We start from the raw sequence: 21,637 nt of genomic DNA, 5'->3' as shown, positions 1-21,637 counted from the left end.
AATAAGAAAAGGGGATATGTATGAGCAATTTATTCGATAATGAACAATTCAAAAAAGCTTGGGAAGGTTTCAACGATGGAGACTGGGCAGATGAAATCAATGTGAGAGATTTTATTCAACAAAACTACACTCCATACGAAGGGGATGATTCTTTCCTAGTAGGTCCAACACAAAAAACTAAAACTTTATGGAACGAAGTAAACGATATGATCGTCGAAGAAGTAAAATCTAAGAAAATCAAGGTTGACCTTGAAAGATTCAGTGGAATTAATAATTTCGATGCAGGATATATCGACAAGGACAACGAAGTTATTTTTGGATTACAAACAGACGAACCTATGAAAAGGATTATGAATCCATATGGTGGTTTCAGAATGGTTGAAAATTCTTTGAAAGCTTATGATTTGGAAATGGATCCAGTTATCAAAGAAAAATTCAATGAATACAGAAAAACACACAACCAAGGAACATTTGACGCTTACACAAAAGAAATGAGAACTTTCAGATCAGCTGGTTTGTTGACAGGACTTCCTGATGCTTATGGAAGAGGAAGAATTATCGGCGATTACAGAAGAATTGCTTTGTATGGTATCGATTATTTGAAATCGATGAGAATTAGAGACAAGGAAAATTTGACGGGGGATGCTACTGAAGAAATCATTCGTAGACGTGAAGAATTTTCTGAACAAATCAGAGCTTTCGACGAAATAAAAGACATGGCGATGAGTTATGGTTTTGATATTTCAAGACCAGCTATGAATGCGACTGAAGCTGTTCAATGGTTGTACTTTGGATATTTGGCAGCAGTAAAAGAAAACAACGGAGCTGCAATGTCTATCGGAAGAAACACAGCGTTCTTAGATATTTATATCAAAAGAGATATGGAAAAAGGAATCTTGGATGAAGAACGTGCACAAGAATTGGTTGACCAATTAGTTATCAAACTTAGAATGGTAAGACATTTGCGTACTCCTGAATACGACGAATTATTCGCTGGAGATCCAACTTGGGTTACAGAATCTATCGGTGGAATGGGCGTTGATGGAAGAACTTTGGTTACTAAAACTTCATTCAGATTTTTGCACACATTAATCAACATCGACACATCACCTGAACCAAACATGACAGTTTTGTGGTCAGACAAATTACCACGTGCATTCAAAGATTTCTGTTCAATGATGAGTATTAAAACAGCATCCATTCAATACGAAAACGACGATGTTATGCGTGATGTTTACGGAGACGACTACGCAATCGCATGTTGTGTTTCTGCAATGCAAGTCGGAAAACAAATGCAATATTTTGGAGCGAGAGCAAACCTTGCAAAGGCGCTTTTGTATTCAATTAATGGTGGAGTTGATGAAGTTTACAGAGACAAAAAAACTGGTGATATCGTAACTGTAATAGAAGGAATTGAAAGAGACGATTCTGAAATTTTGGATTACGATAAAGTTGTTACAAACTACAAAAAAGTTATCGATAAACTTGCGAAAGTTTATGTGAATGCTATGAACACAATTCACTACATGCACGATAAATACGCTTACGAAAAAGGACAAATGGCTCTTCACGACCCAGAAGTTCACAGATTTATCGCTTTTGGTATTGCAGGAATTGCGATTGCTGCAGATTCATTGTCAGCGATAAAATATGCGAAAGTAAAACCAATCAGAGATGAAAACGGATTGGCTGTGGATTTTGAAGTTGAAGGAGATTTCCCAAGATACGGAAATGACGACGACAGAGCAGATGATTTGGCTATCGCTATAAGCAAGTATTTCATAGAATCTTTGAGAAAAACAAAAGCTTACAGAAACGCAGAACACACTTTGAGTCTGTTGACAATAACTTCAAATGTAACTTACGGAAAGAAAACTGGTAGCACACCAGACGGGCGTAAAAAAGGCGAACCATTTGCACCGGGAGCAAACCCAATGAATGGAGCAGACAAATCAGGAGCGCTTGCTTCGTTAAACTCTGTTGCTAAAATGCCTTACAAGAATGTAAATCAAGACGGAATTTCAAATACTTTCTCAATAATTCCAAACGCACTTGGAAAAAATGAAGAAGAAAGAATAATCAATTTAACAAATATAATGAATGGTTACTTCAACCAAGACGCATTCCATTTGAACGTTAACGTAATGGATCGTGAATTGTTAGAAGATGCAATGGAAAATCCAGAAAAATATCCTAACCTAACTATAAGAGTTTCGGGATATGCAGTAAGATTTAACCAATTAGACCGCGAACATCAATTAGATGTTATCAATAGAACATTCCACGAGTTTGTATAAATAAATTTTATTAAGGGCATATTTGTATGCCCTTTTTGATGATTGGAGGAAAATTATGGACAATGAAATAAAAGGTTACGTTCATTCTATAGAAACGATGGGACTTGTCGATGGACCGGGTAACAGAACGATATTTTTCTTGCAAGGTTGTCCATTGAAATGCGTTTACTGTCACAATCCAGATTCTCAAAATATACATGGTGGAAAAGAATACACGGTAGATGAAATTATAAAAATAGCGAGAAGATACAAGCCGTATCACGGACAAGAAGGTGGAGTTACGATTTCTGGAGGAGAACCTCTGTTGCAGGGAGAATTTTTAAAAGAATTGGTGAAAAGACTCAAACAAGAAGGATTCAACACTTGCTTGGATACATCTGGAGTTGGCGATAAAAAATACTACTCAGAAATTCTTCCGTATATAGATACAATGCTACTTGATTTCAAAGCTTTCGACTCCAAATTGTACAAGCAAAATACATTTATGGAAGACAAGAATTTCCTAGAATTTGTAAATAATTTAGAATCTAATGGTTTTTGTGGAAATATTTGGGCGAGACATGTCATGGTTCCAGGATTTACTGATAACTACGAAGAAATGGATAAGTTTGTAGAATCTTTAGGAAAAATAAAAAATATGGTTGAAAGAATTGAAATTTTACCATATCATTTAGGTGGAGTATACAAATACAAAAATTTAGGTAGGAAATACTTCCTTGAAAATGTCGAAGCGATGGATAAAAAAGTTGCAGAAAAATTTGAAAAATACGTTAATGCGCAATTTGCGAAGACCGTAAGCGACAGCAGACGCGATGAGGCTTTGAATTATCAAGCTAGGAAAATAACAGAGGAGCAATTTGATATGGAAGATGATAAAAAATACTTGTTGGAAGCTATAAAAGATGTGGAGCTTTTCAAAGGAATTGACAATGTCGATTACGATGAAGCAATTAAAAAAATGAAATTTCTTAAACTAAAAGCAGAAGACTACATCTTTAAGCCTGGAGATTCTGCCGAAAACATGTATGTAATCCACAAAGGTACGATAAAAGTTTTTCACAATACGATTGATGGAAGAGAACAAATTCTGTATTTGTATCACGAAAATGATTTTGTGGGTGGTCATAATATTTTGGAAGATGTGGAATACATCTACATGGGTCAAGCGTTGACAGACTGTGAAGTTATTATGATTCCTAGGGATATTTTTAATAAATATTTGATAAATTCACCACTTGCCCTTACTAAAATTTTGAAGAAAAGTTTCGAAAGAATTAGACTTGCAGAAGATTTGGTGCAAAGATTATCCACTAGCAATGCTACTATGAAAACTGCGGCGCTTTTATTACGATTAAAAGATACAATGGGCGTGGAAACTAAGGACGGAATAAGGCTAGACCTTGCAATGAACAGAGAAGAACTTGGAAATTATTCTGGACTTACAAGAGAAACTATTACTAGAAAATTAGGAGAATTCAAAAAGCTTGGATACATCGATTTGATTGGAACCAAGGTTATTGTTATAAAAAATGTCAAAATATTAGAAGAATTGGTGTTGTAGTTTATTGTAAAAAACTTGCTGTTGTGGTATATTAATATCAGAAATTTAGAAATATATGGAGGATTTTTATTATGGATTTACCCAGTGAACCGAGCTATTTAATTATTTTTTCGGTAATTGCAATTGTTGCAGTGGTATACTTTATGTATATGAATGGAGTTGGATATTTTAGGAGCATGTCTGCCTTGTGGTTTTATCAGACACATGGGATTTTGGAGGATAATATTCACGCAAGTTTGAAAAAAACTAGCGGGAAAGCTACAAAAGTGTTCAAAGTCAAAAAAAGTGGGTTTTACGATTTTAAATTGGACAATGAATTGGAAAGCGGCAACGTTACTGTTAGCCTTATAGATTCATTGGGCAACAAAGTGTTCGAATTAAATAAGATGAATGGATATTCTTCTGATTATTTGAACGAATCCGAGAAATACCGCTTGGTTTTCAACTACAACAAAGCATGTGGTAAGTTTGAACTTTCATGGAAATAAATGTGGGGAATGAAGTACTCCCTTGTTAATAACTAAAACGCAAAAATTTTGCTGATGACTTCTGTTTTTTACAGATATCATCAGCTTTTTTATTATATAAATGGAGGAATTATGTTAAAAAGTATAGCAATTATAATTATTTTGTCCTTGTTGTTAGGAAAATTTTTCAAAAAAATAAAATTGCCACCGATTTTGGCATTTTTAATCGTGGGAATAACTCTCGGACCGTTCGCCATGAATCTGATTGACAAGAAAATTTTGGATATTTCATCTGAAATTAGAACAATTGCACTGGTAATTATATTGACTCGTGCGGGGTTGTCACTGGACATCGATGATTTGAAAAAAATCGGACGACCGGCTGTGTTAATGTGTTTTGTTCCGGCAGTTTTTGAAATGTGTGCTGTAGGAATATTAGCACCGATATTTTTGAAGGTGGATGTGCTGGATGCATTTATAATCGGATCGATAATCGCTGCGGTGTCTCCTGCAGTTGTCGTTCCACGAATGATACGACTAATTGAAGAAGGCTACGGAGATAAACACAAAATCCCACAACTTATCTTGGCAGGAAGTAGCTGCGACGATGTTTTCTGCATCGTTGTGTTCACATCGCTGACATCTCTCGCGCAAACAGGAGACATCAATGTGTTCAAATTCATCGCCATTCCTTTTTCTATTTTGATTGGAAGTGTCGTAGGAGCTGGAATAGGATTTTTGTTGGTGAAATTTTTCAAAATATTTCATATGCGAGACACTGTAAAAGTGTTGATTGTGTTGAGCATTTCGTTCTTGCTTTTAGAATTGGAAAAAATAACACCAATTCCATTTTCGGGGCTTATCGCAATAATGGCGATGTCCATGGTTGTGAAGAAGATTTACGAAGATTTGGCTGAAAGATTATCAGAAAAGTACAATAAATTATGGGTTGGCGCAGAAATATTCTTGTTCGTTTTAGTAGGGGCGACTGTGAATGTAAAATACGCGATAAATTCTGGAATCATGGTGGTCATTATGGTAATTTGTGCATTGATTTTTAGAATGATGGGCGTGTACGCATCTGTTTTAAAAACAAAACTAACACCAAAAGAAAGATTGTTCTGCATGATAGCTTACACTCCAAAAGCAACTGTTCAGGCAGCAATCGGTGCAATACCATTATCAATGGGATTGAAAGTGGGGGATATGGCATTGACTGTAGCGGTTATTTCTATCCTGATCACTGCACCATTTGGAGCGATAATGGTGGATAATTTGTATAAGAAATTGTTATCAACATAAAAAATTAAAAAAACTAGAATAACTGGCGATTGGAGCCAATTTATTCTAGTTTTTGTTTAACAATTCGATTTGTTTTACTTTCAAGAATTCATTATTGTTATTTAGTTCTTTTTCATCTACATTTATTTTAATCCTGTCAGATTGTTTTAAATCATCGAATTTTAAAATATTTGGTTCGTTTGAAGAATTAAATTCTACTATTTTGCCATCTTTTTCTAAATCTTTGCAGTCGATTTTTGACTCTTGTTGAATAATTTCCCTCCCACTTCCTGCGCCTATGATTGTAAGTATTTTGTCAGAGGTATTAATATCTGTTATGTCACATTCTACTCCCAATAGTACTACGTTTTCTTCTTTTTTAGTTGTATGAAAGAAATATATTAATAGGAAAATTATCAATACGAATATCATTACGAATATCATTATTTTTTTCATTAAAACACCTCCGACATATAATTAATTAACTAAATCATTTATTTACCTAAATCATATCAAAATAAAAAATGGTGTCAAGATAAAAATGTTAAGATTTGTCAAATGAGATTTATCAGCAAGGATTAGTGGTATAATTGAAATGAACAAACGGGGTGAATTATGAAAAAGAAACTTGAGATAGCAGGGATTACTCTGTTGATTGTCGTTGGAGTGTTCTTCATTTTCAAATTTGCAAACGAGAATAAATTTGACAAGCTTAGCTTTAATGCAGATTGTATTTACGTTTACTCAATCGATGATGATAAGGAAATTTTCTCCAAAAATCCAGACAAGAAAGTGTATCCTGCGTCTTTGACCAAGATGATGACGGTGTATACAGCTATAGGAAAAATTGAAGATTTTGATAAAAAAGCTCCGATAGATAAGAAAAGCTACCAAAAACTTGTTGCACAAAACGCTTCAATGGCGGGCTTTTATGGTAATGAACCCACTACTTTTGAGGATTTGTTGTATGGAACAATGCTTGCATCTGCTGGAGAATGTGCAGACAGCTTGGCTATTAATGTAAGTGGTTCCAAGGAAAAATTTGTAGATTTGATGAACGAAAACGCAAAGAATATGGAATTAACTAATACGAATTTCAAAAATCCTGAGGGAATGGATGAGGATGATCATTATTCGAGTGCAAAAGATATGGCGTTTTTGTTGAAAAATTCATTGAAAAATGAAAAATTCTACAAGATTTTCACGACAGATAAGTACACTTCTACTAAAACTTTGGATCATCCAAAAGGAATTGAAATCGAAAGTACAGTTCTTGGTAGATTGAAAGATTATGATCAAGATGGCTTCAAAATTATTGGTGGCAAAAGTGGTACTACGGAAAAAGCAGGGCTTTGTTGGGCAACTTTGTCCGAAAAAAATGGCAAGAAATACATCATTATTGTGATGGGTGTTGATTTTGACGATATTAAAAATCCTGGAGATGGACAAATCCAAGATACGATTAAGATTTTGAAGAATTTATAAAATTTAAAAGGAGATTAAAATGGCTATTTTAGAATTAACATTAGTTCCAATAGGAACACAAACTACAAGTTTATCACAATACGTTGCGAAAGCTTACGATAATGTGAGAAATAAAGAAAATATAAAAGTTGAATTAAATCCAATGGGAACAGTGATGCAAGGAGACATCGACGAATTGTTGAAGGCTGTTCGTGATATGCAAGAAGCGGTATTTAACGAAGGTGTTGACAGAGTGTATTCTGTGATTAAAATTGATGACAGAAGAGATAAGGATGCATCATTTGAGCAAAAACTGGATTCTGTAAATAGAAAGTTAAAATAATGAACAAAAAATCTATAAAACTGTATAATTTGATATTTCCAGTCTGGATTGTGTGGCTTTATCCTATAACTTGGATTGCGATTGTACCATTGAATATTTTGGTGGATTTCTTGGTAACTTTGTTGGCTTTAAAATTAATTAAAATAGAAAAACCAATGGAAGTTATAAAAAAATCAATCGCAAAGACTGTAGCACTAGGATTTGTCGCAGACATGATCTCTACGGCGGTATTGATGGTTTTATCATTCGGGATTAATGGAACAAGAAATAATTTTGCAAAATGGTTCTACGATAATATTTCAATTCCGATATTGAACGATTACTACACAACGCCTTGGGGTATTTTGGTCATGATTTTAGCAGTCATGTTCGCAGGATTTTTGGTGTATGTATTCAACCGCAAATTTTCATTCAGACACACCGATTTGTCAGAATCTCAAATCAAAAAAGTTTCATTGACATTGGCAATAATAACAGCGCCGTATCTGTTTTTGATACCAACAAATATTATGTATAATTTGTTCAGCTGATGAAATTATTGGAAGAATAGATGTAAACAAAAGATGCATCATTGTAGCTTCTACTACTAATGATGCATTTTTTATTTGTTTGTAGATGCGTCAGATGATTTAAGACCCATAAAAATAAATACAAGTCCAAGTAATGCCAATGCGATTGTTGCGATATTGTTACCTCTTCTGTAAGAAAAAACAGCGACTAATATCCATATTAAGCCAACGATAATTCTCAAAATTTTCTTATTCATTTTTAATCCTTTCGTAAGTCAAAAAATTTAACAAAAACATTTTTTTAAAGACAATTTTTATGTTTAGATTATCCTAATATGATTATATCAATTGATTATTTTTTATAGGTAAAATATTATTTAATTATAGGTTAAATTCAATCAAAAAAACTGTGTGAATTTGACTTCACACAGTTTTATTTTTTATAGATTATTTTTGTGTTCCATTTTCAACAGGAGTTGTTGCGTTTGGTTTGTCAGTAGAATTGTTTTTAACTTTTTCTACGATGATTGTACCACCGTCGATAACTTTTTCTCCGTTTTCACCTACAGTATAATAAGAGTTTTCCAAATCTTTGAATACTTTTGATCCAATAGCGTTAACTCCACCAAATACTTTGATATTTGATAATTCTTTGTTGTCTCTGAAGTAAGAAACGATAGAACTTTCTACTGAATTTTTGGATGCAAGTAAGATAGGAGCGTCCAATTTTTGACTTACTGGTGCAGCTACCAATGCATCTGCAAAGTTTTCTCCACTAGCTACTAATGCAGTTTGAAGTTTGTCTCCGTAAACTTCCTTAGCTACCTTCAATGAACCTTCATATCTGTTTGATCCAGCGATTCTGTCTACTACAGCTATTTCTGATAATTCTTTTTCTAATTTAGGAGTGATGGTTTTTTCTCCACCGATGATTGTAATTCTAGTTACGTTCATTGATTTTAAAACTTTCAAAGTTTCAGCTGGAATGTTGTTCTTTTGAACTAACATAACTGGAGCGTTAACTTTGTTTGCATAGCTTACTCCGTATAATGCGTCAACGTAGATTTCGCCACTTGCGATTACAACTTCTGAAGTTTGTTTTACGTTGTCTTTGATTGTTTGAGCGTTTGTTTTGTATCTGTCAGCTCCGTTAATTCTAACAACTTTAGCGTTGGTAGCTGATTTTACAGAATTTACAACTGCGTTTGATACGGATTTTTCTCCACCCAAAACATAAACATTTTCAACACCCATTGATTTTAATTGGTTCAAAGTATCAGCGCTGATGTTATTTGATTCAGAGAATAATACTGGCATAGTTCCTTTGCTTAGAACTGTTGCACTTAAAGCATCAGGGAATGCTAATTGATTAACCAAAATAGCTGACTTTGCTGATGAGAATTGGTCCTTACTAACATTAACTGCAGTTTCAACACGGCTACTTCCTGAGTATCTTTGAACGTTTAATTTTGAAGCCATAGATACTGTAGGCAAAACCATAGATGTAGCAAGAGCTGCTACTAATAATTTCTTTTTTAAATTCATAACAAATCTCCTTTATTTATTCTATATTTCATATTATATCACACTTTTATTTTGAAAGAACGCAAGTTGTAAAATTGTTGAGATTCAAATTTGAAATTAAAAGTATTTGTTCTGAATAATGTTTGTGATATAATTTAGACAAATACAAAAGGAGGAAAGTATGAGAAATAACTCAACTAAGAAAATGGTTTTTGCTGCAGTTGGAATTGCAATTAATATCATTTTAGGAATTTTCGTTGGAGGATTGAAAATACCACTATTGTTTATGGATACTGTCGGCACAGTATTTACAGCGGTGGTTTTGGGACCATTATGGGGAGCATGCACAGGTGCGTTGACTAATGTTATCCTGGGAGTTTTGAAAGATCCAAGAGAAATTCCGTTTCTGTTAGTAAATTTGGCGGTAGGTTTGATAGTAGGATTCATAGCTAAAAAGAGAAAATTCGATCTTAAAACAGCAGTCGTGACAGGAATTATTTTATCAATCGTTGCACCATTAATCGGTACACCAATCGCAGTATTTGTGTATGGAGGAATCACTGGCGATTTCAACGATGTATTCTTCACTGCACTAAAAAACTCTGGCCAAACTATTTTCTCAGCAGCTTTTTTACCAAGAGTTGCCAGTAATTTAGTGGACAAAATAATAACTTGCTCCATAGTTTCACTGCTTTACAAAAGAGTCAAAGCTATGTTGTAAATGAGCACAAAAATAACGCATCTAGTATGCGTTATTTTTTTATAGATTGTTCGATTTTTTCTGTTATTTCATCTACATTTCTGTCATTATAGCCGTAAAATTTTGACTCGATATTTTTGTTTTCGAATAATTTTTCCAATTCTTCCATGAAGACTCCCTTGTCATCTGTCATTTCTACGGAATTTACACAATGAGCAATGTCTTTTATAGAGGAGATTTCTCCTTTGAATTCTTCTGATTTGCAAGTAAGCCCGATTCCACAACTTGGAGAGCCATCAATTCCTATAACTCCCAAAAAATTTACTCCGTCCTTGATATAATCGGAGATTTCGTCAACAATTGGATTTAACAATTCACGACTTGTATTTCTGTAAAAATTATTGTCGAATTGCTCGTACACACTTCCCCAGCGATTGGGCCCGTACATTCTATTTTCTGGACAAGGTAATTGGAAAATTCCCACGTTCATTTTCATTAAATTTTTTATTAAACTCAAATTATCTTTTCTGCCAGCATCGTTTTTTACAACAGCAAGTTCGTTCAATAAACAATGTGACACCAAAATTATATTCTTATATTCTTGCATACGCACCTCTATAAAACAATTATAGCATATTTTTCAAACACTACAATGTATGGTATAATTAATACAATAGTAAACAGGAGGATAAAATGAAATTAGTAATCAAAAATTTGACTAAAAAATACGATGACAAATTGGTACTCGACGAAGTAAATTACGAATTCAAAGAAGGGGTTATCACTTCTGTTTTGGGTAGAAATGGAGCAGGAAAAACAACTCTGTTCAACGTCTTATACGATGAGATAGATTTTGATTCAGGAGAATTCTACTTGGAAAATGAAGGTTCAACTGAAAAACTTGATAAAGAAGACATAGGAATGCTTTTTTCTGAAAATTTCTTGCCAGAATTTCTTACAGGATATGAATACATCAAATTTTATCGTGACATCAATTCGCCTAATGACATAAAAACGGTTGAAGATTACATGGAAATGATGGAATTTTCCAAGAAAGATCAAAACAGACTGATCAAAGATTATTCGCACGGAATGAAAAGCAAAATTTCTTTGATAACACTGTTCATCTCAAGACCGAAAGTTTTGTTATTAGATGAACCGTTGACAAGCTTGGATGTTGTAATCAGTACGCAAATCAAAAAATTGTTGATGGAATTGAAATCACAAGGTAGGATTATTGTTTTGTCTACGCACATGTTGGATTTGGCAAAACAAATGAGCGAAGAAATCGTGCTGCTTCATCACAAGAAATTACAAAAATTGGATTTGGACAAAAACGATGAGAAATTCGATTCAGATCTTTACGACATTTTAAAGGATGAGTCTGATGAGTAATTATCTTAGCACTTATTTGAGATTAGTTATGAAGATGAAGCTCAATCAGTCAGTGTATCAACTTCGTAAACTTTCAATTTTCAAGAAGATTATTCCTGCGGATATTTACGGAAATGACGTGTTGAGCTTTGGATATTCTGCGATTTTCTACATTTCATTTGTATTAAAGACAATACTTTACAAAATTTTGTACTGTGCATTAGTTTACGGCATTGCAACTATAGGAACAGCAAAGATTTTCAAAGGCAGTATTCAAGAAAATATAATGATATCTTTGTTTTATCTGTCAGCTGTTATTGGAAGTATGATTTCACAATTTATGTACGTAAGTTTCGATAATGAGGATTCTATTTGTGTCAAAGCACTCAAACTTGACGCCAAGAAATACACGATTTTGCAGGATTATTTATCGGATATTAGCTTTGCAATCTCAGGAATAATATTCGCGATATTTTTCGCTATATTCGACATCAACCCAATGTATGCAATGAATATCACTGTATTCTGCCTTGGATTTAGAAAATTAATAAAACACATCAACATCTTGGCATATTCTACAAAAAGCAAAAAACATTTAACCGCAAATTACATTTGCATGTGGGCGATTTTGCTATTGGGAATGGGACTTTTGGCGTTGTACAGCATGAAATCCAAATATTTTGTAGAAATATTCTACTCAACTTATGCACTGATTTTCGGAATTGTTGCATACATTATTGGAGCTGTTCTGATTTCAAAAACCGACAAAATCAGACAAATAGCTAGACTTGAAATCACCAATAAATCCATAATCGATCACGACAACACATTCAAAGACATCAACACAGTCGCATACCAAATCGACGATGAAAAAATAGCACAAGAAAACGGGAAAATTTACGATAATTACAACGGGATTGAATACATCAACAAATTATTCCGCTACAGATTCAAACACAAATACAAAAAAATGATTCTAATACGTTCGGGAATAATTTTGGCTGTTGGTGTAATTGGATTTATCGTACTAAGAGGACTCACAATCAATCCAAAACCAAGTGAGTTGAAAATATTAGTGTCAGTATTTCCGATAATCTTGTTGTATTTCGGAATACAAATAGCAATTCCAGAATCATTCAACAGATTTATTTTCTTGAATATGGATAGATATTTGATGAAACAAATGATTTACGCCAATAAACAAAACATAAAAGACACACTAAATTTTAGAATAAAACAAAATTTAAAAGACAACGCACCTACATTTGGATTGGCGTTACTAGTGATAATAAGTTGGATATTCGCCTCAAAATTAAACACAATAGATTTGTTAATAAAAGCCGCAGTCGCAGTCATCATAATCTACTTGTATCAATCAGTAAAACAACTCTACATGTACATGCTACTTCAACCATTCACAGTAGGACTCAAAAGCAAAAACGTAGTCTACTCAATATTAAACACTTTTGAATCATTACTTTTCTGGGGAATAATAATCCTTCAAATAAAATTGAATTTCAACATAGGATTAGTAGCATTGGCAATCTGCATGATTTATACAGTTGTAGGATATTTCTTGGTGTTGGCTAAGGGAGATAAAACATTTAATTTGAAGAAAAGTTAGAAATGAAAAAAGGCTATGAGTTCACGCTCGCAGCCTTTATTTTTCGTGTTGCTTTATTATATTTTCCAATCTTTTGTATTCTTTTTTAAATCTCGGGTTTGTGGATTTTGATTTCAATTCGTTTAAGTTTTTTCGTGCTAATACAAAATCGTCGTCAGATATGTTTTTCATTATAAACAATTGTTTGATGTTTTCGCCGTAATTTGGACTATTTTTAAATTGTTTTAAAAGCTTTTCGTGTGTTGTGAATAGCTCATTAAACTTATTTTGCTCGTTCAATTTGAAGTGGGCGATCATTGTATTGAGCCAATATATCAATTGAAGGTCTTGATTTTTCAATTGGTCTTTTGCAATTGTTTCATAAGTTGACAATGTTTTATTTGGTTCATTAAGTTCCAAATATCCTGCTCCCAAATTCATTTTCATCACTGTTTGTATGTGTTTGTTTTTGATTTTGGGAATTTTAGGTTCTAATTCATTGACGAAATCTTTGTATTTCATTTCTTCGAACAGTTTCATTGAGTGTTTCAATTCGTTTGTTTTGTAGGAGTAATAAATTGTGTTGATTATTAAAATGACTGCCAAGACAACTCCGCCGATTATCCAATAATATTTGAGCATTACTTTGTCGTCGATTTTGAAGACAAGGCTTATGATCAGCATGACTATCCCGATTGCAAATGCTATGCCAAATAATTTTAGAAATTTTTTCATGTGTACCTCTGTTTTACGTTAAATTACTTGAAAATATCAAATATACTTCTTGTTGTTTTGTTATAAATCTTGTTGTAAAGTGCTTTTTTGGGGTTTTTAAACCAGCCAACTCCTTTTTTGCCGTAAGTTGGGTCAATTGCAGACTTTAGTTGTCTTTTGTACTTGGATGTTGTTCTTGCTTTGAATGATTTCTTCAAGCTTGGTGTTCTGAATCCTATTTTCATAAATGCCTTCCTTAATATATTATTATATATTAATTATAAATCATTTATGAGGATTTTCAATTGGGTTTTGTATTTGAAAATTTTGTGAGATAATAAAAATGGTGATATTATGTTAGAGTTTATGAATTTGAATGATAAAAACATGATAGCTGTTCAAGGTGCTGGCGGGAAAACTTCGAGCGTTTTTTTGCTTGCAAATGAGTTCAAATCGATGAATGAAGCATCTCTAGTGAGTACGACTACTAAAATGGGGATTGCGAGTGAGGATAAATTTGATTATTTGTACACATTCAATGAGAAAATGAAAATTGTAGATGGGAAAATATATTTCGCATCGAAATCACGTACAGATACAAAAGAAATCGGATTTGAACCTGAATTTTTCGACAAAATTTTTCTTGATGGTTTGTTTTCCAATATAATTTTGGAAACGGATGGGGCAAAGACAAGACCTATTAAAGCTCCTCGTGAAGATGAACCTGTAAATCCTAAAAACATCACGCACTGCGTTGGTGTGATGGGACTAGATAGTGTGGACAAGCCTTTTGATGAAAGATTTTGCCACAGAGTTGATTTTATGGAGAAAATTATTGGAAATCCCAAGACTTTGACAACAAAAAGCTACGCTGAAATCATCAATTCTAATTGTGGTCTGTTCAAAAATTCTTACGATGCGAAAAAGTTTTTGATTTTGAACAAGGCAGACACAAAACAAGACATTGAAAATGCGATGGATATTATTGAGAGAATTGATGTGGACGTGAAGATTTTTGTGATGAGTTTTGGGGAAATTATAAAAATATACTAGGAGAATTTTATGAATTTACTTGAAGATTTGAATTTTGATGAGAATCATATTATTAAGGATACAATTGTTAGAAATGAAAAGTTTGACATTCACAGAATCCAATCGAAAAACGAAACATCAGGACCATATAATCAGGATTTTGATGAATTTGTTGTCATAATTAAGGGTGAGGCAATGTTAAATGTCGAAGGAAAAGATGTAAGACTCAAAGAGATGGATACGTATTTTATTCCTAAAAATGTAGTTCACGAAGTAAAAAGCACAAGTGATGAATGCGTGTGGCTGTGTTTTACGATAAAATAGTTGACAATTGAATCAAGAGAGTATATAATATTTTGGTATGTAAAAGGAGTCATTTCCTTTTATACAATACAGAAAGTCGCCGATGGCCGGGTGTGCGACGTGTCTAAATTCCCGGTGAGAAAACAATCGCTTTTTGGCAGCGATGTCCAAGTAGCCAAATATTGTAAATAAAGGAAAGGATGAATTGAATGAAAACTTATATACCTAAGAAAGATGACATCCAAAGAAAATGGTATGTAGTAGATGCAACAGATGTTGTTTTAGGTAGATTATCTACTGAAGTTGCTTCTATTTTAAGGGGAAAAAACAAACCAATGTTTACTCCTAATGCGGATGTTGGAGATTACGTAATTGTAATTAACGCAGAAAAAGTTAAATTAACAGGTAAGAAATTAGAACAAAAAGAATTAAGACATTACACAGGATACGCTGGTGGTCTTAAATCAATTACCTACAAAGACTTAATGCAAAAAGACCCAGAAAGAGCTGTAACTCATGCTATCGTTGGCATGCTTCCTCACAACTCTTTAGGACGTCAAATGGCTAAAAAATTAAGAGTTTACAGAGGCGCTGATCACGATCACATCGCTCAAAACCCTGAAGTTTTGGAAATTAAGTAGGAGGTAATTAAATGGCTAATAATAGATATCAAGGAACTGGTAGAAGAAAAACTTCTGTTGCTAGAGTTACTTTAGTACCAGGAAGTGGAAAATTCACAATTAACAAAAAAGATATAAGTGAATACTTTAACTTCGATACATTAAGAGTTATAGCTAAGGAAGCTTTGGAATTAACAAACAACACTGAAAGCTATGATGTTACTGTTAATGTAAAAGGTGGCGGATACACTGGTCAAGCAGGTGCTATTAGACATGGTGTTGCTCGTGCTTTATTAGAAGTTGACCCAGACTACAGAGCTGAATTAAAAAGAGCAGGTTTCTTAACTAGAGACCCTCGTAAAAAGGAAAGAAAGAAATACGGTCTTAAAAAAGCTCGTAAATCTCCACAATTCAGTAAGAGATAGTTATATCGAAATTATTCCCACAGATTTTTGTCTGTGGGTTTTTTATTTGCGTAAAAAATTATTATTTTATACTCCTAATCAATATATGATATACTTATTAAAGTAAAAAGGTTGTGATTATTTTGAATATCGATATTATTTCGGTGGGTAAGGTTAAGGAAAAATACATAAAACTAGGCATTGCTGAATTTTCGAAAAGATTATCTGCACACTGCAAGCTAAACATAATTGAGGTTGATGATTTGAGTGCTGCAGAGAATTTGTCCGACAGTGAAAAGGAGATTGTGAAGGACAAGGAAGCGGAGAAAATCTTGTCGAAAATCAAGGATAATCACTACGTGATTACGCTTGAGATTTTGGGAAATCAACTTACTAGCGAAAAATTAGCCGCCAAGATTGAAAATTTAACTGTACAAGGTCATTCTAATATTTGTTTTGTTATCGGCGGATCTTTGGGACTGGGGAAAAGTGTGCTTGACAGGAGCGATTATGCGCTTTCTTTTTCCAAGTTTACATTTCCACATCAACTGATGAGGTTGATTTTGTTGGAACAAATTTACCGAAGTTTCAGAATAATTAACAATTTGCCATATCATAAGTGAGGATAAAATGAAGGGAAAAAAGACAACTATTGCATTGGCTTTTCTTATAGTGATTTTAGTTAGTGTGATTGGCTTTAGATATTCAGAGATTTCTGGGAAATCTCCAATTCAACCATCACAAAAAAGTTCTCAAGTGAAAAATGTGACAAAATCAGAAGAAAAATCAAATAAAAAATCAGATAACGAAAAAGAAAATAAAAATCTGAAAAAGACAGAGATAACCATAACTTGTTGGGGCGATTATATGAATCACATAACTCAAATTCGCCAAGCAAAAGCTACAAATTATGATTTTACGGATTCTTTTGCGGTTATTAAAGATATTGTGGGTAAGAGTGATTTATCCATAGTCAATTTGGAAACGACTATTGCGAAGAATGAATCAGACATGAGTGGTTATCCAGAATTTGCAACGCACGAAAATGTTGTAAAAGCTCTAAAAGATACAGGATTTGATGTGGTGAGCACTGCCAATAATCATTCTTACGATAGAAGACTAAAAGGGATTGACCACACAATTAATACAATTGAAAAATACGGTTTGAAAAGAACTGGAACGTTCAAGGAGAACGAATCGACCAATCCACTTATCATTGATGTGAAAGGGATAAAGGTTGGATTTTTTTCATATACACAAATGCTCAATGGATTTGAAAATTCTATGCTTAATTCTGGACGAGATACTGCGGTAAATTTAATAAATATGGAACAAATCCAAAAAGATGTGGATTATTTAAAGCAAAATCACGCAGATGTGATAATGTGCTACATGCATTGGGGAGAGGAATATTCTGATTATCCTAACTCTTATCAGAAAAACACGTTCAAGAAACTTTCAGATATGGGAGTTGACTTGGTGATAGGATCGCATCCGCACACAATACAAAATGCTGATGTTATTGAAAACGACGGCAAAAAATCATATTGTGTTTATTCAATGGGAAATCTAGTTTCAGATCAAAGAGAATCCTACGGACAATATTACGGTGTAGAGATTGGAGTGTACTCGGATATTAAAATTGAGAAAATTGGGGACAAGACAACTGTAAAAAGTTTCGAAAACAAGCCATACTATCTAGACAAATACACAGATAGTGTGACTACAAGATATGTCGTAGTTCCAGTTAAACAAGTCCTTAATTCAGAGATAAATTATCCAAGAAAAGACAAAATAATATCCAAATTGAACAGAGCAAATCAACATTACGAGAAAATTTTTAACAAGGAGTAAAAATGGGAAATATAATACTTACAGGTGACAGACCAACAGGAAAATTACATTTGGGTCATTACGTAGGCTCATTAAAAAACAGAGTTATCATGCAAAACAAAGGGGATTTCGACAAGATGTATGTCATGATTGCCGACGCGCAAGCTTTGACTGACAATTTTAACAATCCAGACAAAGTCCGTGACAATATCATTGAAGTTGCGCTTGATTATCTAAGTTGTGGGATTGATCCTAATAAAGTTACGATATTCGTGCAATCACACGTTGAACAACTAACAGAATTGATGTTTTATTATATGAACTTAGTTACACTTTCAAGACTCGAAAGAAATCCTACAGTTAAAGCAGAAATCAAACAAAAAGAATTTGGAGCGAGCATTCCTGTTGGATTTTTGACTTATCCAATCAGCCAAGCAGCTGATATCACGCTTTTCAATGCAAATATAGTTCCTGTTGGAGAAGACCAGCTTCCAATGTTGGAACAAACACGTGAAATTGTCAGAACATTTAACAATTATTACTCAGAAGTTTTGGTTGAACCAAAAGCTGTAATTCCTGACAATAAAATCTGTTCCAGACTTCCAGGATTAGATGGCAAAGCGAAAATGAGTAAATCATTGGGTAACTGTATTTATTTGTCGGATTCTGAAAAAGATGTCAAATCAAAAGTAATGAGTATGTTCACAGATCCTAACCACATTCAAATTACAGATCCTGGAAAAGTTGAAGGAAATACAGTGTTCACTTATTTGGACGCTTTCTGTACAGACGATGATTTCTCAGAATTTCTTCCAGATTACAAAAATTTGGACGAATTAAAAGATCATTACAGACGTGGTGGACTTGGCGATGTCAAAATCAAAAAATTCTTGAACAATATTTTGCAAAAAGAATTATCTCCAATCAGAGAAAAAAGAAAACACTACGAACAAAACATTCCAGAAATCTTCGATATGTTGTTAAAAGGATCAGAAGATGCCAGAGAAGTTGGAGCAGAAACTTTGAAGAAAGTAAAAGCTGCAATGGGAATCAACTACTTTGAAGATGTGGAATTGATTAATAAACAACAACAAAAATACAAATAAATGAGAAATCAATCACGTCAGTGGTTGATTATGGATAGCAAACCATCATATACGAATATCTAGACTTCAAAAATTGATGATTTCTAAATCTCAAAATCCTAAAATCGCAAGCACGCTGAAGCTTACGCAGTCCGATTTTGACGGATTTATTCGATTTGAAATCTTGACAATTTTTTCCGTATGATATTCTTAGCATGAAAGGTTTGCTATATTTTTTATATATGTCAATCACTTCGGTGGTTGATTTTTGCTTGATTAATAAAATATAAATTTTATTTGATTTTTCATTTGCTTAAAATTATTATTTAAGGGTATAAATAATAAAGGAAAGGAAGATTATTATGTTAAGAGCAAAAGTAGGATCTAGATTATATAATATAAACGAAGCTATTAAGCTTGGAGAAATTGCGATAGCTAGCTTGAATGAGGTGCAATCTTATTTGGGTACAGCATCAGGATGGGGAATTTTCGATATTTTCAAGGGTAAGACTATTACTACTATGATTAAAAGATCGAATTTAAAAAAGGCGAAGAATCAAGCGAAGAAGGCTGATTTGGCGATTAGAAAGTTCAATAATATTATGATTGATTTGGACAAGAAACCAAGTGTTGGTTTCAGATACAAGAACACGTTTTTCTTGGCGGATTATTTTGATAATAAGCTTTTTGACTCTGTAATTCAAATGCAAATTCTCAATAACAAGAGAAATTGCGACGCTGCTATTAAGCAATTGAAAAAAGAAGTGTATAATTTACAAAAGGAAAAAATGAATTTAATGAATGAATAGATTTTATAGGGGGTATTATGTTCAAAGAGTTTAAGAAATTCATTACTGAAGGTAATGTAATGGATTTGGCAGTTGCCGTTATCATGGGTGCTGCTGTTAAGGAAATGGTAGATGGACTTATTAATGGACTTATAGCACCTTTGATTGGGGCTGCAACTGCAGGAATTGATATGAAAGAAATGGCAGCAACTGTTGCAGGAGTTAAGTTACAATACGGTTTGTTCTTGGATGCTTTGGTTAAATTTATTATAATTGCATTCGTAGTTTTCTTGATGGTTAAAGCTATCAATAAAGGTCGCGATGCTTTGCATAAAGAACCGGAAGCTGATCCAACAACAAAAACTTGCCCATATTGCAAGAGTGAAATCGACATTACTGCTACAAGATGTCCACATTGTACATCTGAATTAACAGAATAATTTGACATAAAAGGGGATTGTATCCTCTTTTTTTGTTGTCTTGTGTTATACTGAAAAAGGAATGATTAATTTATAATAAGGAGATTATGATGAAATACGATTTTGAAACGATTAGTGACAGAAACGAAATGGGATCTAGAAAATGGGCTGTAAGAAGCGAACAATTTCCGAATATGAAAAAAGATGTAGTTCCATTTAGCGTTGCAGATATGGAATTCAAAAACGCACCAGAAATTATCGAAGGTTTGAAAAAACGCTTAGATAATTTGGTTTTGGGATATTGCTCTCCTACAGACAGATTTTACAATAGCATCATAAATTGGGACAAGAAACGCCACAATGCAGATATAAAAAAAGAATGGATTGTCGAAGTTCCAACTGTTGTAGATGGATTTTTTGCTGCAGTAAGTGCTTTCACTAAAAAAGGCGATTCTGTAATGATTATGAGACCAGTGTATGGTCCATTCAGATTTGCCATTGAATTTAATGAAAGAGTTATGACAGATGTTCCTTTGATTTCAGACCAACGCAACAATTATTCAATTGATTTTGAAAAATTTGAATCAGAATGTAAAAAGTCTGAAAACAAAATGGTTATTCTTTGTAATCCTCATAATCCGGGTGGAATTTTGTGGAGCAAGGATGATTTGGAAAAAGTAATCAAGATTGCGAATGATAATGATGTGATTGTTGTGGTTGATGAGATTTGGCAAGATATTGTTATGCCGGGAAACACTCACACATCTGTGCTTTCTTTGGATAGAAAATTAATCGAAAAAACAGTTGTGTGTCAATCTTCTACAAAAGCTTTTAACTTGGCAGGACTTTGCTGTGGATATACAATTATTTCCGATTCCGAAATGATGGCTCAATACAAGAAGACTTTGGATATTATGAGAAGCAACGCTGTCAATGTTATGGGACTTGAAGCTACACAATTGGCTTTTGACGAAGCTGAAGACTGGCTTGACGAATTAATCAATGTTATAGATACTAACCAAAAAATCGTCTACGATTTCTTCCAAGAAAAATACCCTAAAATCATAGTAAATCACCTTCAAGCAACTTATGTTATGTGGATGGATTTCAGATGTTTAGGATTGAACAGCGACGATTTGCTTAAAACATTGGGTGAAAAAGCTGATTTGGTATTCACTGACGGAAGATTTTTCGGAGAATGCGATGGATTTGTACGATTTAACGTTGCAGCTCCTACAAAAGTCGTAAAAGACGCATTAGTTAGATTGGATAATTTACTACAAGAATTATACAAATAAACACAAAAATCCCGAAAC

Annotated in this window: 26 protein-coding genes and 1 riboswitch; of the genes, 20 read left to right on the top strand and 6 right to left on the bottom strand. The window is 33.4% G+C overall.

Annotated elements, in window-relative coordinates:
- Positions 1–20: 20 nt before the first annotated feature.
- The 4 genes from pflB (at position 21) to ACU68W_RS05645 (ending at position 5,627) form a co-directional block, all read left to right on the top strand.
- Entirely contained in the window at positions 21–2,297 is a 2,277-nt protein-coding gene (gene pflB / locus ACU68W_RS05660; protein ID WP_446756256.1) for a formate C-acetyltransferase, read from the top strand.
- Between the two features lie 55 nt (positions 2,298–2,352).
- Positions 2,353–3,858, top strand: a complete 1,506-nt coding sequence (pflA, locus tag ACU68W_RS05655) for a pyruvate formate-lyase-activating protein (RefSeq protein ID WP_446756255.1) — start codon at positions 2,353–2,355, stop codon at positions 3,856–3,858.
- Between the two features lie 71 nt (positions 3,859–3,929).
- Positions 3,930–4,346, top strand: coding sequence for a hypothetical protein (locus ACU68W_RS05650; protein WP_446756254.1), 417 nt, complete (start codon positions 3,930–3,932; stop codon positions 4,344–4,346).
- A riboswitch (Fluoride riboswitch) is annotated at positions 4,343–4,417 on the top strand. (Overlaps the previous gene by 4 nt.)
- A 40-nt stretch (positions 4,418–4,457) precedes the next feature.
- Positions 4,458–5,627, top strand: a complete 1,170-nt coding sequence (locus ACU68W_RS05645) for a cation:proton antiporter (RefSeq protein WP_446756253.1) — start codon at positions 4,458–4,460, stop codon at positions 5,625–5,627.
- A 45-nt stretch (positions 5,628–5,672) separates the two neighbouring features.
- On the opposite strand, the gene ACU68W_RS05640 is transcribed toward ACU68W_RS05645, so the two are convergent.
- The gene (locus ACU68W_RS05640) at positions 5,673–6,062 is read right to left on the bottom strand and encodes a hypothetical protein (RefSeq protein ID WP_446756252.1); all 390 of its coding nucleotides are present in this window, start codon (positions 6,060–6,062) and stop codon (positions 5,673–5,675) included.
- A gap of 159 nt (positions 6,063–6,221) precedes the next feature.
- On the opposite strand from ACU68W_RS05640, the gene ACU68W_RS05635 reads away from it, so the two are divergent.
- From ACU68W_RS05635 to ACU68W_RS05625, 3 genes are read left to right on the top strand one after another with little or no spacing between them, the layout of a single operon-like run.
- Positions 6,222–7,091, top strand: a complete 870-nt coding sequence (locus ACU68W_RS05635; protein WP_446756251.1) for a D-alanyl-D-alanine carboxypeptidase family protein — start codon at positions 6,222–6,224, stop codon at positions 7,089–7,091.
- Between the two features lie 19 nt (positions 7,092–7,110).
- Positions 7,111–7,413 carry an MTH1187 family thiamine-binding protein gene (locus tag ACU68W_RS05630; RefSeq protein WP_308610922.1) on the top strand — a complete coding sequence of 101 codons (303 nt, stop codon included), beginning with the start codon at positions 7,111–7,113 and terminating at the stop codon, positions 7,411–7,413.
- Complete coding sequence (locus ACU68W_RS05625) at positions 7,413–7,943, top strand: hypothetical protein (protein ID WP_446756250.1); 531 nt, start codon at positions 7,413–7,415, stop codon at positions 7,941–7,943. The genes ACU68W_RS05630 and ACU68W_RS05625 overlap by 1 nt, the downstream gene beginning before the upstream one ends.
- 71 nt (positions 7,944–8,014) lie before the next feature.
- Here the strand turns inward: ACU68W_RS05625 and ACU68W_RS05620 are convergent, their stop codons facing one another.
- Together ACU68W_RS05620 and ACU68W_RS05615 are read right to left on the bottom strand one after the other, a co-directional pair.
- Positions 8,015–8,179 carry a hypothetical protein gene (locus tag ACU68W_RS05620; protein WP_446756249.1) on the bottom strand — a complete coding sequence of 55 codons (165 nt, stop codon included), beginning with the start codon at positions 8,177–8,179 and terminating at the stop codon, positions 8,015–8,017.
- A 190-nt stretch (positions 8,180–8,369) separates the two neighbouring features.
- Positions 8,370–9,467, bottom strand: coding sequence for a cell wall-binding repeat-containing protein (locus ACU68W_RS05615; RefSeq protein WP_446756248.1), 1,098 nt, complete (start codon positions 9,465–9,467; stop codon positions 8,370–8,372).
- Positions 9,468–9,627: 160 nt separating this feature from the next.
- On the opposite strand from ACU68W_RS05615, the gene ACU68W_RS05610 reads away from it, so the two are divergent.
- Entirely contained in the window at positions 9,628–10,167 is a 540-nt protein-coding gene (locus ACU68W_RS05610; protein WP_353316604.1) for a CD3073 family putative ECF transporter S component, read from the top strand.
- A 31-nt stretch (positions 10,168–10,198) separates the two neighbouring features.
- Here ACU68W_RS05610 and ACU68W_RS05605 read toward each other — a convergent pair whose 3' ends face one another.
- Positions 10,199–10,753 (bottom strand): CD3072 family TudS-related putative desulfidase, encoded by a 555-nt coding sequence (locus ACU68W_RS05605; protein WP_446756247.1) that lies wholly within the window; start codon positions 10,751–10,753, stop codon positions 10,199–10,201.
- 86 nt (positions 10,754–10,839) lie between these two features.
- On the opposite strand from ACU68W_RS05605, the gene ACU68W_RS05600 reads away from it, so the two are divergent.
- Positions 10,840–11,541: an ABC transporter ATP-binding protein gene (locus ACU68W_RS05600; RefSeq protein WP_446756246.1), complete on the top strand. Its 702-nt coding sequence runs from the start codon at positions 10,840–10,842 to the stop codon at positions 11,539–11,541.
- On the top strand, positions 11,534–13,144 hold the full coding sequence (locus ACU68W_RS05595; protein WP_446756245.1) for a hypothetical protein: 1,611 nt from the start codon (positions 11,534–11,536) through the stop codon (positions 13,142–13,144). Before ACU68W_RS05600 ends, ACU68W_RS05595 begins: the two co-directional genes overlap by 8 nt.
- A gap of 36 nt (positions 13,145–13,180) precedes the next feature.
- Here ACU68W_RS05595 and ACU68W_RS05590 read toward each other — a convergent pair whose 3' ends face one another.
- Together ACU68W_RS05590 and ACU68W_RS05585 are read right to left on the bottom strand one after the other, a co-directional pair.
- The gene (locus tag ACU68W_RS05590) at positions 13,181–13,858 is read right to left on the bottom strand and encodes a hypothetical protein (protein ID WP_308610927.1); all 678 of its coding nucleotides are present in this window, start codon (positions 13,856–13,858) and stop codon (positions 13,181–13,183) included.
- A 23-nt stretch (positions 13,859–13,881) separates the two neighbouring features.
- Entirely contained in the window at positions 13,882–14,082 is a 201-nt protein-coding gene (locus ACU68W_RS05585; RefSeq protein WP_002838001.1) for a hypothetical protein, read from the bottom strand.
- Between the two features lie 109 nt (positions 14,083–14,191).
- Here ACU68W_RS05585 and yqeC point away from each other — a divergent pair, with 109 nt between their 5' ends.
- The 10 genes from yqeC (at position 14,192) to ACU68W_RS05535 (ending at position 21,619) form a co-directional block, all read left to right on the top strand.
- The gene (gene yqeC / locus ACU68W_RS05580; RefSeq protein ID WP_308610928.1) at positions 14,192–14,890 is read left to right on the top strand and encodes a selenium cofactor biosynthesis protein YqeC; all 699 of its coding nucleotides are present in this window, start codon (positions 14,192–14,194) and stop codon (positions 14,888–14,890) included.
- 9 nt (positions 14,891–14,899) lie between these two features.
- Entirely contained in the window at positions 14,900–15,193 is a 294-nt protein-coding gene (locus ACU68W_RS05575) for a cupin domain-containing protein (protein ID WP_094206340.1), read from the top strand.
- A gap of 188 nt (positions 15,194–15,381) precedes the next feature.
- Positions 15,382–15,813: a 50S ribosomal protein L13 gene (rplM, locus tag ACU68W_RS05570; protein WP_002838046.1), complete on the top strand. Its 432-nt coding sequence runs from the start codon at positions 15,382–15,384 to the stop codon at positions 15,811–15,813.
- Between the two features lie 11 nt (positions 15,814–15,824).
- Entirely contained in the window at positions 15,825–16,217 is a 393-nt protein-coding gene (gene rpsI, locus ACU68W_RS05565; RefSeq protein ID WP_002835726.1) for a 30S ribosomal protein S9, read from the top strand.
- Positions 16,218–16,339: 122 nt separating this feature from the next.
- Complete coding sequence (gene rlmH, locus ACU68W_RS05560) at positions 16,340–16,819, top strand: 23S rRNA (pseudouridine(1915)-N(3))-methyltransferase RlmH (protein ID WP_002838033.1); 480 nt, start codon at positions 16,340–16,342, stop codon at positions 16,817–16,819.
- A 7-nt stretch (positions 16,820–16,826) separates the two neighbouring features.
- Positions 16,827–18,050: a CapA family protein gene (locus ACU68W_RS05555; protein WP_094206339.1), complete on the top strand. Its 1,224-nt coding sequence runs from the start codon at positions 16,827–16,829 to the stop codon at positions 18,048–18,050.
- Between the two features lie 2 nt (positions 18,051–18,052).
- Complete coding sequence (trpS, locus tag ACU68W_RS05550) at positions 18,053–19,135, top strand: tryptophan--tRNA ligase (protein WP_094206338.1); 1,083 nt, start codon at positions 18,053–18,055, stop codon at positions 19,133–19,135.
- 341 nt (positions 19,136–19,476) lie between these two features.
- Positions 19,477–19,923 (top strand): hypothetical protein, encoded by a 447-nt coding sequence (locus ACU68W_RS05545; protein ID WP_094206337.1) that lies wholly within the window; start codon positions 19,477–19,479, stop codon positions 19,921–19,923.
- A 17-nt stretch (positions 19,924–19,940) separates the two neighbouring features.
- Positions 19,941–20,342, top strand: coding sequence for a large conductance mechanosensitive channel protein MscL (gene mscL / locus ACU68W_RS05540; protein WP_094206336.1), 402 nt, complete (start codon positions 19,941–19,943; stop codon positions 20,340–20,342).
- An 89-nt stretch (positions 20,343–20,431) separates the two neighbouring features.
- Positions 20,432–21,619: a MalY/PatB family protein gene (locus ACU68W_RS05535; RefSeq protein ID WP_278736178.1), complete on the top strand. Its 1,188-nt coding sequence runs from the start codon at positions 20,432–20,434 to the stop codon at positions 21,617–21,619.
- Positions 21,620–21,637 lie beyond the last annotated feature (18 nt).

Source organism: Finegoldia sp. P2-F-LR, assembly GCF_052932265.1.
Note: the sequence above shows the minus strand (reverse complement) of the source record. Positions and strands in the feature narration are given on the sequence as shown.